Here is a 15,406-nt window from a genome sequence, read left to right as displayed (position 1 = left end):
TTCATTTAAAGTTTCAAGTCCTATGGGTAAACGCATTAAAATTAATCATTAAATTTAAAACAAAAACATATGGATGCAGTAGTAGTATTAGCAGTAATTTTCGGAACTATTTTTGGAGTCTTTTACCTCTTCTTTTCTACGAGAAACAAAGAACGCCTAGCTCTTATAGAAAAAGGTGTTGACGCTAAAATTTTTATGTCTGGCGAACGCAAAAAAGGATCTTCAACTTTTGCTAAAGTATTTATCTTAAACTTAGCTTTACTAGCCATGGGAATCGGTGTCGGGATTTTAATTGGATCTTTTTTAAATTATTATTTTGGATATAGTGGACCTTGGGGTGATCGTCCTTCAAACTATATCGATGGAGATATTTTCTATACCGCCTCTATTTTCTTAAGTGCTGGAGCTGCCTTGTTTATTGGCTTTACCATGACAAAAAAGATGGACAACGAATAAAACAAACACCACAGCAACAAAACCACTTCAAAGTAATGAAGTGGTTTTTTTTGTTTTAGAATTATCCTATCTTAGACAAAAAAATCTACAAAGCATGAACAATGACTATAAGAGCTCAGCTTTTAAAGAGTTGCTTGACAAGTTACAGCAAGAAAGCTGGCAGTTAGAATTGCTAATTTCTGGGTTTTCTATTTTTGGCCTTTTTTCATCGCTTCCTTTTATCAATGAGTATTTAGCACAGGCAAATTACCACAACCGATTGGTAGAAATGTTTGTTTGGTTTGCCATTAAAATGTGTTGTTGGATTTTAATTTTTAACCTTTTAATCCACGTTGTTTTAAGGGGTTTATGGATTGGTGCTCTGGGTTTGCGTTATGTCTCTGGTGATATAGACTATGAAGAGTTAAATTACACTCAAAAATTTACCGCTTTTTTACAAAAAAAAATTGGCTCCTTTGACAAATACATTGCAACCTTAGAAAACTATTGCAGTGTCTTGTTTGCAATTTCGTTTTTATTGATTTTTTATTTTTTAGCTAGTGTTGCTTTTTTAGCCTGTATTTTATTGACTATTTTTTTTCTGATCGAATCCAATACACCTTTTACTACATTTAATAGCATCAAGTTTTTCTTTGGTGGTTTCCTTATCATTTTTATACTTATTGGAGCCTCTTTAACTTTTATAGATTTTATCACCCAAGGTTATTTAAAAAAGAAACGCTGGTTGTCTGTCATTTACTTTCCATTCTATCGATTTTTTAGTTTTATCTCATTATCATTCTTATACAGGCCCTTGGTTTACAATTTTTTAGACAATAAATTTGGGAGAAAGCTCAGTTTTATTCTGATCCCTGTATACTTAGTAATCTTGGTGCTTTTTACTTATGAATACAAAGACTCTAACTATTTATCAGCAAATCGATCCTCTTCATCTACATTCGCAAACTCAAAAAACTATGAGGATTTACTGACAGAGAAAAATGATTTTGCCGGTGTGGCAACTATCCAATCTAGAGTGATTACTGATCCTTATGTAAAAATCTTTATTATTTATACGACAAGAATCGAAGATAAAATTTTTAGCTACAACCCGAGTTTAAAACCAATCAATGACATAAGAGGAATGCAATCTGGTATAGAATTTAATACTCCTTCTTCTTTAAAAGAAGAAATTAAAAAAGAGAGAGACAGTCTTCGCGGAGTGTATTTTAAGACTATTAATGAAATGCACAGTTTGTACATTGATGATGTAGCCTATGACGCTGATTTTATTGTGAGCACAAATACTCAAAAAAAGCTAGGCTTTGAGACCTATCTTAGCACAAACAATTTAAAAGAAGGAAAACACCTTCTTAGAATTACACGAAAAGAAAAAGAGAAACAAGACACTATAAACAAAATAATCATTCAAATTCCTTTTTGGGTTTTTAAACAAGAACAACCATGAAAAAATTAATATTTTGCCTTTTAACGATCAGTTCGTTTTGCAGTTTTGCACAAACAGATTCAAAAATATATGATATTATTGATGCTGTGTCTGCTGAGAGAATCAAAAAAGACATCAAGACATTAACTGAGTTTGGCACCAGAAACACCTTTAGTGACACCCTTTCTACTACTAGAGGAATCGGCGCTGCTAGGCGTTGGATCAAAGCTGAATTTGAAAACATTTCTAAAGACTGTAACAATTGTTTGTCTGTTTTTTATCAGAAAGATTTGGTTACTAAAAAAGAGAATAGACGAGTACCCCATGATGCTTGGATTGTCAATGTGGTTGCTATGCAAAAAGGCACAAAATACCCAAACAGATACATTATCATGAGTGGTGATATAGACTCGAGAGCAAGTAATACGATGGATTTTACCACCGATGCCCCTGGAGCCAATGACAATGCCTCTGGAATGGCTGGAACCATAGAAGCAGCAAGAGTTTTATCAAAGCACAGCTTTGAAAACAGCATTATTTATGTTGGGCTTTCTGGAGAAGAGCAAGGACTCTTTGGTGGAGCTGGTTTAGCTAAATATGCCAAAGAAAAAGGTTGGGATATTATTGGTGTGTTAAACAACGATATGATTGGGAACATTACTGGAGTGGATGGAGTTATTGACAATCGTGCTTTTCGAATTTTTTCAGAGCCCGTTCCGGCAAACGAAACTGATAGACAACGAAACGCAAGACGTTTTTACGGTGGAGAAGTGGATGGGATTTCTCGTCAACTAGCGAGATATACGCATAAAATGACGAAAACCTATATGCCAGAAATGAATCCGATGATGATTTATCGCTTAGATCGTTTTGGAAGAGGTGGGCATCATAGACCCTTTAATGACTTAGGTTTTCCGGGGATACGAATTATGGAAGCTCATGAAAATTACACCCAACAACATCAAAATATTAGAACAGAAAATGGCATTGCCTACGGTGATACTTTTGAACATGTAAATTTTGCTTATGCAAAAAAACTCACAGCTGTTAATGCAATAACCATGGCAGGATTGGCTTGGGCGCCACCGTCACCAACCAATGTAGGGATTGGTGGAGGAGTACAACCTGCTGTAAAATTAAGATGGGATAAGGTAGCAGGTGCTAAAGGCTATAATATTTATTGGCGTGACACGACCTCTCCTACTTGGGATCACAGCCGTTATGTGGGTGATGTCTCTGATTTTGTATTGGAAGGGATTGTGGTTGACAATTTCTTTTTTGGCGTTGCTGCAGTTGGACCTAACGGACATGAAAGTGTGGTTGTGTTTCCTTCAAAGATTATTAGATAATGGTAGAAAAACCCCATTTGTACTTTAAACATCACTCTGAGTGGAGAAGCTGGTTAGAAAATAATCATACAGACTTTAAAGGTGTTTATCTTATTTTTTACAAAGTAGAAAACAGAGAAGACTCTATGCGTTGGGAAGAAGCTGTTAAAGTTGCTCTCTGCTTTGGCTGGATTGATGCGACTGTAAAAAGTCTTGGAAACGGAAAGCGTCAACAGTATTTTTGCCCTAGAAATAAAAAAAGTGTCTGGAGTGCTGTAAACAAAAAGTATATCAAAGAGTTAATTGCAGAGGACTTAATGCATGAAAACGGGCATCTAAGCATAAAGATTGCAAAGAAAAATGGTTCTTGGACCGCCCTTGACGCAGTAGAAAAAGGAATCATACCAGAAGATCTTCAAATCGCTTTTAAGGCGAATAACACTGCCTACTTAAATTTTAAAAACTTTGCCCCATCATATAGAAAGAGCTATTTACATTGGATATACCAAGCAAAAAGAGAAGAAACCAGACAAAAACGAATTTTTGAAATTATTGCGTTGTGTGAAGCAAATAAAAAATCAAGGTAATCTCGTGTTTTTTAAATCATCAAGAAAAACCAATTGTACATATATAAAAATAGCCGCTTTACAGCGGCTATTCTATAGCTATCATTTTGAATCCCCCGAAACAAAACAATAACAAAATCTTAGTTTAGCTATTAACCACCTTTTAGAAAGTGTAATTGATAGCTACTTTTGCAGAAAACGGAGTCCCAGGCGTAAAGTGAATTTCTTCAACTGAATTTATTTCATTTTGCAAACGTGATTCGGTTGCAAACTGAGTTTCATTCCATACCGTATCAAAAATGTTTTCTATGGACAATCCGATATTTAAGCTTTTATTTAGTTGATAGTTGATATTTGCATCACTAACAAAATAACCTTTTGCGATTATTGAATTGTCTTCGTTGGCTGCTCGGTCTCCCAAATAACGGTATCGAATTCCTCCCGAAAAATTGTGATAGTTGGTCAGTGACAAGCCTCCTGTAACAGTTAAATCTGGTGCCAATGGGATATAATCTTGCCCAGAAACAGACTCTAAGCTTCTAGCTTTGGTAAAAGTCGCATCTGAATCAAAGTACAACCAATCTGTTAATTGATATCTTAGACTCAAATCTAAACCGTAACGCTGTGACTCTCCAGAAGGTTCTACGATACCCGCATCACCTACATAAACAAATTCTTCTTCTGAAAGCAGGTACCAAAGTGCTGTGTTTAATAACAATCGAGGTGTCGGTTTCCAGATAGTTCCAAAATCAACACCATAAGCTCTAGGCAAGGTTTTGTTTTGAGTTTGATTTACCACTACCCGAGTATCGTTTGAATGAAATCCAATCCCTGATTTTACAAACCATTGCAAATGCTCATTTGCTCTGTAAGTAATATTTAATTTAGGGTTTACAATGACTTGAGATTTGGCTTTTGATGAATACAGTGCTGCCAAGGCATCATTGTACAAAAACTTCATATAATCCAGACGTAGCGCTGGAGAAATGGTGAACTTTCCTAGATCAATTTGAGTATTTACAAAGGCATAATAGTTGGTCTGATTAATGTCTCCCAACTGAATAGGATTTAAAACTTGTTTTCTGTTTAAGGTATGAGAAAGCTCATTATTTTTTACAATATCCGTTCTTAAACCAGTCCCAGCAGTAAGAGATACTGGAGCATTTTGCCAAGCACCTGATTTTGTGAATTGGGTATTAAAACCAAAAATATCTCTGTTTTCTGCCTGCTTAATTTGATCTCCATTAATAGGGTCATCCAAGAAAAAAGTGAAGTTTGAAAACAATAAAAATTGGTAATTTGTATAAAAGATATTGGTTTGTATTTCTGTATCGTTGGCTAAGGTTGCATTGTGTTGTAGATTGATATTGCTTCTAGAGGTTTCTCCTCCTTCTGTATCATCTATAGTGCCAAATCTTGTAATGTTCCCTGCGTTGACTGCTCTTTCTGGAATTTGTCCAGAAGCATCCCATCTACTTGTAAAATGAGAAGCCGTAATAGACAAGCGACTATTATCTTTTAAATAGCTAGTATATTTTGTAAAGAGATTTATTCTATTAAAATTCTGTGGAGACTCCACAAAACCATCTGTAGCCAAATACTCAATGGCTGCAAAGGCATTTTCACTGTTAGAGCCATCAAGCAATTTAAAAAGACCAAGTGTTCTAAAAGTATTAAACTGACCAAACCCTACATTGATGGCATTTTGCGTTAAGGCTGTTTTTGTTTTAAAATCGACATAACCTGCAGTATTAAAATCTCCTTTACTTGCATAATAGGGTCCTTTACCAAAACTTATTTTTTGAATGGTTTCTGGAATTAAAAAATGCAAATCACTATAACCTTGACCATGTGCATGAGAGACCATATTTACCGGCATTCCATCTACTGTAAGACTTAAATCTGTACCGTGATCAATATCAAAACCTCTTAAAAAAATTTGTTCTGCTTTACCTCCTCCCGCATGTTGACCTATAAACAGTCCTGGAACTTTTTGTAAAATTTGCTGTGAAGAATTGACTGGGTTCTTTGCCAAATCCATTTTTACGATGGTTTGAATAGGATCTATTTGCTTGTTTAGCTCTAATTCATCCAACACAAAAACTTTGTTTTCTAATTCAATCGTCTGCTTACTGTCAAGTTGTTGCCTAGTAATCGTTATAACTCTTTTCTGATAGCCTAAAATCCCAAATTCTATACGATCACCTACAGTAGTATTTTCTAGACTAAACGCTCCATGTATATCAGTATGCGTATGGCTGTAACTTGATAGATTATACACATACACGTTTTCTATCGGTAGCTTATTTTCATTAAGTACTCTACCAGAAAAATTTTGAGCAAAGATTGATACGCTTGACAACAAGAAAACAACAAGGTATTTAGTTTTGTACATAAAAAAGTATTAACGATTTAGAAAACAAATCTTTACTAACAATTTATAAGCTTGATTTATAAAATAGTAGTTGATTTTAACAGCCAGCAAAGATAGCGCGAATTGGTGATTTTTTTTAGTTAAATAATTCTTAAAATTGGGCTTCCTACATTCTATAAACACTGCAATACCAAGGGTTTGCTCTTTTTTAAAATCAGATATCTTAAAAACATTTTTTATTAAATAAAGAAACGTAATTAAAAACATATCTTATCCTCAAAAACTTTACGTAATTTTGAGTTATGTCAAAAATTTTAGTCACTGGAGGAACAGGTTTGGTTGGGCAGCAGTTAATAAGCCTACTTCATAAACAAAAGCATGAGGTTGCTATTTTAACGCGGAATCCTAAGAAGACAAATGAATATCTCTGGGATCTTCATAAAAATCTTGTGGATGACAAGGCTTTTGAAAACATCGACTATATAATTCATTTAGCCGGGGCCGGTGTGGCTGACAAGCGATGGACTAAAAAACGAAAAGAAGAAATACTCAACAGCAGAGTGTCTTCCACTCAGCTACTTTATCAAAAAATCACTAGCCTTAAAATCCCTTTAAAAGGATTTATTTGTGCTTCTGCGACTGGATATTACGGTGCTAGTACTAGCGAAACTATTTTTTCTGAGACTGATAAACCAGCACATGATTTCTTAGGTTCTGTATGTGATGCTTGGGAGCAGACTGCTTTAAGCTTTCAACAGATTGATATTCCTGTCACAATTTTAAGAACAGGTATCGTTTTAACAGAAAAAGGAGGAGCTCTTCAAAAAATAAAAACACCCGTCATTAGTCCTTTGGGTAGCGGCAAACAATACCTCCCTTGGATCCATATCGATGATTTGATTAACTTGTATCACAAAGCAATCACAGACCATGATTTTACGGGAATCTACAATGCAGTAGCTCCTGAACATCAAACCAATTATTCGTTCTCAAAACAAGTAGCTTTAACTTTTAAAAAACCTTTCTTAGGAATTGGTGTTCCTAGTTTTTTATTAAAGCTAATTTTGGGAGAAATGTCACAAATTCTTTTAGAAGGAAGTCGAATCTCTTCTAAGAAACTAAAGACTAAAAACTATACATTTACATATCCTAATTTAAACAAAGCTCTAGAGAGTTTTGTTAAAACAACACAAGCATGAAAAATTTTCTTTCTTTTTTATTAGTTACCTTTTTTTTTAGCAATAGCCTATTGGCGCAAAAAAAACAATTTACAAGACAAGACAGTCTAAGAGGATCAATTACTCAAGAACGAATTTGGTGGGATCTAACCTACTATCATTTAGAAGTTCAAGTCTTTCCTGAAACCAAAACAATTAAAGGAAAAAACACCATAGAATACAAGGTGAAATCTCCTTATCAGTTAATGCAAATAGATTTACAAGCTCCTTTAAAAATTACAAAAGTTACTCAAAACGGGAAAGAACTAAAAGTTATACATGAAGGAAATGCTCACTTTATCCAATTGGTAAAAAAGCAAAAAGTTGGGACTAAAAATGCTGTAGAAGTGTATTATGAAGGTCAACCTAAAGAAGCTGTCAATGCTCCTTGGGATGGTGGTTTTTCATGGAAAAAAGACAAAAATGGAAATGATTTTATCGCTACCTCTTGCCAAGGATTGGGAGCAAGTGTTTGGTGGCCTAACAAGGATCATATGTATGATGAGGTAGAAAATATGGACATTAGCATTCGAGTTCCTTCACATCTGATGGATGTATCAAATGGAAAATTAAAAAAAGTTGAAAAACACAATGATAACACCACTACTTACCATTGGACAGTTAAGAACCCTATTAACAATTACGGTGTTAATATTAACATTGGTGATTATGTTCATTTCTCAGAAAATTTTAAAGGAGAAGCAGGAAGTTTGGACATGGATTATTATGTGTTGAGCTACAACTTAGAAAAAGCCAAAAAGCAATTTAAACAGGCTCCTATGATGATGAAAGCCTTTGAACATTGGTTTGGGCCTTACCCTTTTTATGAGGATGGTTACAAATTGGTTGAAGTGCCTTATTTAGGTATGGAGCATCAAAGTTCTGTGACCTATGGAAACAAATATGCCAATGGTTATTTAGGCAGAGACATGTCAGGAACTGGTCATGGCTTAAAATTTGATTTTATTATTATTCATGAATCAGGGCATGAATGGTTTGCCAACAATATTACATACAAAGACATGGCAGATATGTGGATCCATGAAAGCTTTACCAACTATTCTGAAAACTTATATGTAGATTACTATTATGGTAAAAAAGCATCAGCAGACTATGTAATTGGCACTCGAAGAGGCATTAGAAATGACCGTCCAATTATTGGAGCCTATGATGTAAATGATTCTGGCTCTGGAGACATGTATAGCAAAGGCGGAAATATGCTGCACACCATTAGAACCATCATTAATAACGATGAAAAATGGAGACAGATTTTACGTGGCTTAAATAGCACTTTTTGGCATCAAACGGTAACGACTGCACAAATTGAAAATTATATATCCAAAGAAGCGGATATTGATTTTTCATCTGTATTTGATCAGTATTTAAGAGATCATCGCATTCCAACATTTACCTACAGCATTAAAAACAATGAATTGACTTATCAATGGACTACCGCCATTTCTAGTTTTAATATGCCGGTTAGCGTTAGAATTGAAGGCAAAGAATATCATTTACAACCTACAACTAAACCTCAAAATTTAGAATTAAACGCAGGTGGAACCAAGCTTGAGGTTAATAGAAATTACTTTGTAAAAACGCTTCAAAAATAGTTTATCGAAAACGTAAATCATAGGAGACTGCTAAAGTGTAAAACTATTTACATCAATCAGCTTTTTTATAAAAACACATGAGTCGTCTTTTGTTTTTTTTAAGTACTTTTATAGAAAATCACAGTTAACTACTTCTCAAATATACTTAAAATTGGAACAAAACTCTAACTCTTCTTCAAAAAACATTACAACAACAAGCAATGTACTTGATTTGAGTTATTTAACCGAAAACCTTGGCGGAGATAAGGAAATGCTCTTACAACTGATCGATATTTTCTTAAGCCAAAGTCCTGAAAAAAATAACTCTTCTTCAAGAAAGTATAGAACAAGAAAACTATGAAAACATTAAAGGAACTGCTCATTTTTTAAAATCTTCATTTAAAATCATGGGACTTAAATGCTCCGATGATTTAAAAAAGATTGAATTATTAAGTTCTAAAAAAGAAAATCTTGAGGAGATAAATTTATTAACTAAAAAAGTAATTACAAACTTTAATGAAAGTGTAATCGAATATAAAAGAATCATTTCTGTACTCTAATTTATCCCCTTTATGAATTTAGAAAAATACAAATCTTTAAACAGTATTTTTATTTGGATAATCCTTTTTTTTAGCAGCTTGGTAATGCTAGAATGGATTTTAAAAACAAAAATTCTTTTTGGTATTGATGGGGCTGGAGCTACAACAAAATTTAATACAGCTTTTTTATTTTTCCTTTCTGCCTTGTGTCTTCTTTTTAGCAAGAAAAAAGAAAAGCCTTTCCAAATACTTTTTAGCAGCTTAACGCTCATAATCATGGCCTTTAGTTTACTGACAATTGCCGAGTATATTTTCAATATCAGCCTTGTAGATAACCTACTTGTTAAAGACACAGTTACACCAGAACTTCCTGGAAGAATGTCTTTAGCCACCGCCTGCAGTTTTACTTTTGTTAGTACTGGGTTTGCAGGACTTTTGACTAAAAAAATTAAGTATCAAAGAATTGCACAACACACCATTTTAATTACATCTTTTATTACATTTCTCTCTATAGTTACTTTTGTATTGCGGATTCCTTTAGAAAACAAATTGTTTTTCTTTAAAACCATGTCTATTCAAACATCGATTGCGTTTATGCTAATCACATTTACGCTAACATTTAAGTATCCTAAAATTGGTTTTACCAAAATGTTACTGGGTAATAACTATGGGAGCCAAACATTAAGAAAATCACTTCCCTTCACTGTTCTTATTCCTTTTCTACTTAGCTTTATCTTACTTAGCTTAATCAACAAGGGAGCTATAGCTGTTGGTTTTGGGATCCTTTTGTACACTATGGTGTTGATTTTTTTAAGTTTGTTATATTTTTATTACATCTCGGTTGGGATGAATAAATCACAAGAACTAAGAAAACATTTAGAACAAAATATCCTTTTAAAAAACCAGGAATTATCTCAATACAAAGAAGCTCTTGATAAGGTTGCTATATTGGCTATCACTGATAAAAATGCGATCATTAAATATGTCAATGAAAAATTCTGTAGCATGTCACAATATAGCATGGAAGAAATTATTGGCAAAACAGATATTTTGGTGCGTTCGGGGTACCATCCGAAATCTTTCCATAGAAACATTATAGCTACTGTATCGTCTGGAATACCTTGGTTTGGAGAAGTAAAAAACAAAAAAAAGGACGGAACTTTTTACTGGACAGACACTGCTCTTATTCCTTTTAAAGATAGCAATGGAAACATTTACGAATACATGGCTATCAAATTTGACATTACAGAACGTAAAAACAATGAAGAATTATTAGCGTCAAAATATGTCAAAACACTTGAGCAAAAAAACAAAGAACTTGAACAGTTTAGTTATATCGCTTCTCATGATCTGCAAGAACCTTTAAGAACCATTACCAGTTTTTCTGATATCCTATACACAGAATACTACAACAAGTTAGATGACCAAGCAAAACAGATTTTTACCTTTATAAAAGAAGCTTCAGGTAGAATGAGTAATTTGATAAAAAACTTACTAGACTACTCTAGAATAGGGCATCAAGAAGAGCTCGTTAAAGTGGATTGCAATAAACTACTCAACAATATAAACAAAGACCTAACTACCTTAATATCAGAAACAAAAACTACTATTAAAATTAGCGAACTCCCAATAATAACAGGGTATCCAACCAGTATAAGATTACTTTTTCAAAACCTCATTAGCAACGCAATAAAATTCTCAAAAAAGGATGAAGCCCCTGAAATTACGATTGGGTATACCGACAAAAAAGATGCTTGGGAATTCTCAATCAAAGACAATGGTATTGGTATCCAAAAAGAATATCAAAAGAAAATATTTTCAATTTTCCAAAAGCTTCATGCCAAAGAAAAATACAAAGGAACTGGTATTGGCCTAGCGCATTGCCAAAAAATTGTCAATCTCCATCTTGGAGAAATATGGGTAAAATCTAACCCAAACGAAGGCAGCACATTTTATTTTACAATCTCTAAAGAAATTATATGAAAAAACTAAATACCATCTTGTTAATTGATGATGACAAAGCAACCAACTTTATGCATAAACTTATCATTGGCAAAGAAAACTGTACCGAAAACATTGTTTCTATTGAAAATGGTGAAGATGCATTAACGTATTTACAAACCAAAGTTGATGGCAAATATCCAAACCCAGAGCTCATTTTTTTAGACATTAATATGCCCGGTATGAATGGCTGGGAATTCCTTGAGAAATTTAAAGAAATTAATCAGTCCACACAAAAAAGTAAAGTAGTTGTAATGCTAACAACATCTACAGATCCTTTTGATAGAAAAAAAGCAGAAACCATCAATCAAGTTTCTGATTTCAAATCAAAGCCTTTAAGTTCTGAATTGATACAAGAAATTTTAAAAACAAATTTCCCTGATATGTTTAGTTAATTTTACAATCGTAAACTAACTAGATTGAACCGTATAGTTTATGTAGTAAACGACCAAACAAAAACGAATAGTCATGCCAAAAAAAGGAAGCGCAAAAAACACAAAAAACAAGGCCAAACACAGCAAGTTAATGGGCAAAAAAATAAACAAATTGAAGTTAGAAAAACAACAACATCAAGATAAATTAAAAGCCATCATTCGCAAAGCCAATGAGGCTAAAAATGAAGAAGCCCCAAAATAATTATATAAAAAAATCCCGAGTTCTATGCTCGGGATTTTTGATTCTATATAAATACATTTGTATTAAACCTATTCTTTTAGAGACTCTAAAAAACAAATTATGACTAAAATTCACAAAAAGTTGAATGAACTTTCATCTACTGCAATTTGTGGTAATGACATAAGTTCTTCAGTCCTTTATGTTTCTGCATTGGCAATTGCATTTGCAGGGCAATATGCTTGGATTACTTTATTAATTGTTTCATTGGTACTCTTTTTATTTAGGAAAATTTATGGTGAAGTTGTGGGTGCACTACCTTTAAACGGAGGTGCTTATAATGCTTTATTAAACACAACTAGCAAATCTATGGCTTCTTTTGCTGCAACACTTACTATTTTATCTTATATGGCTACAGCAGTAATTTCTGCAAATGAAGCAATTCACTATTTACATCACCTCATCCCGCCTATCCCTATTATCATTAGTACATTAGTTTTATTGGGGGTTTTTGCTGCATTGGTTATTGGAGGTATTACAGAATCTGCAAAGGTTGCTGTTGGAATCTTTTTATTTCACTTAGCTTCTTTGATTATCTTGAGTGTTTTTATTGTTTATTTTTTATCTATTAATGGGGTTGGTCAATTTTTTGAAAATTGGAATTTAAAATTAGGCGAAGGAAGTATCACCAACGCTATATTTTTAGGATTTGCAGCTTCTATGCTTGGTGTTTCTGGCTTCGAAAGCTCAGCCAATTTTGTTGAAGAACAGCAAAAAGGAGTGTTTCCTAAAACCTTGAGAAATATGTGGGCCATTGTAAGTATCATCAATCCGTTAATGGCCATTTTTGCATTGGCTTTATTTGCTTTACCTCTTCTGCAAAGCGACGCGTATCAAAACACTTTACTTATCGAAATGGGAAAACATGTTGGAGGATCATGGGTAGCTTCTCTTATTGCTATTGATGCCTTCTTAGTTTTAAGTGGTGCAGTTTTAACTAGTTTTATCGGTGTTTCTGGATTGCTAGAAAGAATGACTTTGGACCGAATTCTTCCTCAGTTTTTTTTAAAGAAAAACAACAAAGGAAGCTCTTATAGAATTATCATTTTATTTTTTCTTTTATGTGTTTCTGTTTTGTTAATCACCAAGGGTAATGTAAAATTATTAGCAGGAGTCTACACCATTTCTTTTTTATCAGTTATGGCTCTTTTTGGAATTGGAAACATCTTATTAAAAGTTAGAAGAGCAAAATTACCAAGACCAGAAAAAGCCTCATGGCTGGCTGTTTTTATTGCTGTTATCGCAGTGATTATTGCGCTGATTGGAAATATTATAATGCCTCCAAAAGACAACTTACCCAGCAACTTAACTGTCTTTTTACTCTACTTTCTTCCTTCTATTAGTTTTGTGGCAATTATGCTCAACAGAACTATACTATTGCGATTGGTTTTAAAATTGCTTTACGCACTTACAAACCCGATTCGGAAATTTGTTTCAAATACAGATAAAAACATTCAGAGAACAGTAGACCGTATCAATGCTCAGGAATTTGTGTTTTTTACAAAAGGTGATAATATAGCTTCTCTCAATAAAGTACTGTTATACATCAAGAAAAACGAACATACCAAAAAGTTAAAAATTGTTTTGGTATTGGCAGAAGGAGAAACATCTCCAAAAAATATTGCGAAGGAAATTGATTTTTTAGATCGTGAATATCCAGAAATTGATATCGAGTTTATTATAGAGCCCGGAAGCTTTACACCTAAAAAAATTCAAGAGCTATCTCATCGTTGGAACATCCCAGTAAACTTTATGTTTATTGGCTCTCCTTCTGATAAATTTCCTTATAAAATAGAACAACTTGGTGGAGTTCGCTTAATTATATAAAAAAATCCCGAGCTCTAAACTCGGGATTTTTGATTCTATATTTAATACTATCTTAAGAGTCTATCGAACCTAAAACACGTTTCATAAACGTATTTAGAGCTTCTTTTTTAGGCATGCCTTCTTTGATTAGCTTGTCTACTTCAATGGCTCCGTATAGGTTAGAAATAAGCTCTCCTATAACATCCAACTCTTCATCCTTTAATGAAGACACTTCGGTTAAAGCCTCTAGGGTCTCAATAGTTTCGATGATATAATCTTCATCGTTTTCTTCGATAAAATTGGTCAAATGCTTTATAACTGGTAATTTCATATCGTATCCGTTTAGAAAATTTACACAACCTCTTGAACTAGGTCTTTTAAAACATCAAACTTATTAGTCTGTGTTTGATTTTTAAATGTACCATCTACAAAAGTTGCAAACGTAGGTAAATTAGATACATCTGCTAATTTTCTGCTTTCTGGAAATTTCTCTGCATCGGCAATCACAAATAGCATCTGCTCATTCTCTGAAGCTAATTTCTTAAACTTTGGTTTCATAATTCTACAGTTTCCACACCAGGTTGCTGCATATTGTACCACCACTGTTTTATTCTCAGAGATTAATTGATCTAAATTATCTTGATCTAATTCTTTTAACATATGAATTTTGATTTACAAGTTATACACTTTGACTTTTATAAAATTTTAGTGAGAAGCTAAATATGCAGCAGTACCTTTTGCATTGGCTTGCATTGCATCTTTTCCTTCTTCCCAGTTTGCAGGACAAACTTCTCCATGAGATTGTACATGTGAATACGCATCAATTAAACGCAAATACTCATTTACATTTCTTCCTACTGGCATATGGTTGATTCCTTCATGAAAAACAGTTCCTTCTTCATCAATTAAATAAGTAGCTCTATAAGTTACATTATCACCTTCTACCTGAATAGTTTGTGTAGCTTCATCAAAAGTCTCGTTCGTAATATCTAAAATTCCAAGAATAGATGAAAGATTGCGGTTGCTATCTGCTAAGATTGGATAGGTTACACCTTCAATACCTCCGTTATCTTTAGAAGTGCTTAACCAAGCAAAGTGTACTTCTGGAGTATCACAAGAAGCTCCAATTACAATAGTATTGCGTTTTTCAAACTCACCTAAAGCTGCTTGAAAAGCATGTAATTCTGTTGGACACACAAATGTAAAGTCTTTTGGATACCAGAATAAAACTACTTTTTTGTTGTTTTTTACTGCCTCTTCTAATACATTTACTTTAAAAGTATCTCCAAGTTCGTTCATTGCATCTACCTCTAAATTTGGAAATTTTTTCCCAACTGCTGTTGCCATAGTCTTTATTTTTATGAATTAATATTTATTTTTAATACTACAAAGATACCAAGCATATAAAGGTGTAGCGTATAAAAATGATCCC

Annotated in this window: 15 protein-coding genes; 11 read left to right on the top strand and 4 right to left on the bottom strand. The window is 33.4% G+C overall.

The window, feature by feature from the left end; all coding sequences use genetic code 11:
- The first annotated feature begins 69 nt into the window (after nt 1-69).
- From WHC90_RS11695 to WHC90_RS11680, 4 genes are all read left to right on the top strand, one after another.
- A complete protein-coding gene (locus WHC90_RS11695; protein ID WP_188599183.1) occupies nt 70-456 on the top strand; it encodes a DUF6249 domain-containing protein in 387 nt (128 codons plus the stop codon).
- A 94-nt stretch (nt 457-550) separates the two neighbouring features.
- Nucleotides 551-1,903: a hypothetical protein gene (locus WHC90_RS11690; RefSeq protein WP_188599184.1), complete on the top strand. Its 1,353-nt coding sequence runs from the start codon at nt 551-553 to the stop codon at nt 1,901-1,903.
- Nucleotides 1,900-3,231 carry a M28 family peptidase gene (locus tag WHC90_RS11685; protein WP_188599185.1) on the top strand — a complete coding sequence of 444 codons (1,332 nt, stop codon included), beginning with the start codon at nt 1,900-1,902 and terminating at the stop codon, nt 3,229-3,231. Before WHC90_RS11690 ends, WHC90_RS11685 begins: the two co-directional genes overlap by 4 nt.
- Entirely contained in the window at nt 3,231-3,797 is a 567-nt protein-coding gene (locus tag WHC90_RS11680; protein WP_188599186.1) for a YdeI/OmpD-associated family protein, read from the top strand. Before WHC90_RS11685 ends, WHC90_RS11680 begins: the two co-directional genes overlap by 1 nt.
- A gap of 142 nt (nt 3,798-3,939) precedes the next feature.
- Here the strand turns inward: WHC90_RS11680 and WHC90_RS11675 are convergent, their stop codons facing one another.
- Nucleotides 3,940-6,171 (bottom strand): TonB-dependent receptor, encoded by a 2,232-nt coding sequence (locus WHC90_RS11675; RefSeq protein ID WP_188599187.1) that lies wholly within the window; start codon nt 6,169-6,171, stop codon nt 3,940-3,942.
- Between the two features lie 281 nt (nt 6,172-6,452).
- On the opposite strand from WHC90_RS11675, the gene WHC90_RS11670 reads away from it, so the two are divergent.
- The 7 genes from WHC90_RS11670 to WHC90_RS11640 all read left to right on the top strand — a co-directional run bounded on the left by WHC90_RS11670 (nt 6,453) and on the right by WHC90_RS11640 (nt 13,995).
- On the top strand, nt 6,453-7,349 hold the full coding sequence (locus tag WHC90_RS11670) for a TIGR01777 family oxidoreductase (RefSeq protein ID WP_188599188.1): 897 nt from the start codon (nt 6,453-6,455) through the stop codon (nt 7,347-7,349).
- Entirely contained in the window at nt 7,346-8,977 is a 1,632-nt protein-coding gene (locus tag WHC90_RS11665) for a M1 family metallopeptidase (RefSeq protein ID WP_188599189.1), read from the top strand. The genes WHC90_RS11670 and WHC90_RS11665 overlap by 4 nt, the downstream gene beginning before the upstream one ends.
- 386 nt (nt 8,978-9,363) lie before the next feature.
- Nucleotides 9,364-9,516, top strand: coding sequence for a hypothetical protein (locus tag WHC90_RS11660; protein ID WP_188599190.1), 153 nt, complete (start codon nt 9,364-9,366; stop codon nt 9,514-9,516).
- Between the two features lie 12 nt (nt 9,517-9,528).
- Nucleotides 9,529-11,478: a sensor histidine kinase gene (locus WHC90_RS11655; RefSeq protein WP_188599191.1), complete on the top strand. Its 1,950-nt coding sequence runs from the start codon at nt 9,529-9,531 to the stop codon at nt 11,476-11,478.
- Complete coding sequence (locus tag WHC90_RS11650; protein ID WP_188599192.1) at nt 11,475-11,891, top strand: response regulator; 417 nt, start codon at nt 11,475-11,477, stop codon at nt 11,889-11,891. The genes WHC90_RS11655 and WHC90_RS11650 overlap by 4 nt, the downstream gene beginning before the upstream one ends.
- A gap of 73 nt (nt 11,892-11,964) precedes the next feature.
- On the top strand, nt 11,965-12,132 hold the full coding sequence (locus tag WHC90_RS11645) for a hypothetical protein (RefSeq protein WP_188599193.1): 168 nt from the start codon (nt 11,965-11,967) through the stop codon (nt 12,130-12,132).
- A gap of 99 nt (nt 12,133-12,231) precedes the next feature.
- Nucleotides 12,232-13,995, top strand: a complete 1,764-nt coding sequence (locus tag WHC90_RS11640) for an APC family permease (RefSeq protein WP_188599194.1) — start codon at nt 12,232-12,234, stop codon at nt 13,993-13,995.
- Between the two features lie 52 nt (nt 13,996-14,047).
- Here WHC90_RS11640 and WHC90_RS11635 read toward each other — a convergent pair whose 3' ends face one another.
- Genes WHC90_RS11635 through WHC90_RS11625 form a run of 3 tightly spaced genes read right to left on the bottom strand, consistent with a single transcriptional unit; the run spans nt 14,048 to nt 15,321 of the window.
- Nucleotides 14,048-14,305, bottom strand: coding sequence for a DUF6952 family protein (locus WHC90_RS11635; protein ID WP_188599195.1), 258 nt, complete (start codon nt 14,303-14,305; stop codon nt 14,048-14,050).
- 20 nt (nt 14,306-14,325) lie between these two features.
- Nucleotides 14,326-14,634: a thioredoxin family protein gene (locus WHC90_RS11630; protein ID WP_188599196.1), complete on the bottom strand. Its 309-nt coding sequence runs from the start codon at nt 14,632-14,634 to the stop codon at nt 14,326-14,328.
- 45 nt (nt 14,635-14,679) lie between these two features.
- The gene (locus tag WHC90_RS11625) at nt 14,680-15,321 is read right to left on the bottom strand and encodes a peroxiredoxin (protein WP_188599197.1); all 642 of its coding nucleotides are present in this window, start codon (nt 15,319-15,321) and stop codon (nt 14,680-14,682) included.
- Nucleotides 15,322-15,406 lie beyond the last annotated feature (85 nt).

Origin of the sequence: Polaribacter pacificus, from assembly GCF_038024035.1 — a bacterium.
In the GTDB taxonomy this organism is placed as follows: Bacteria; Bacteroidota; Bacteroidia; order Flavobacteriales; family Flavobacteriaceae; genus Polaribacter; species Polaribacter pacificus.
This window is presented reverse-complemented; position numbering and strand designations above follow the sequence as displayed.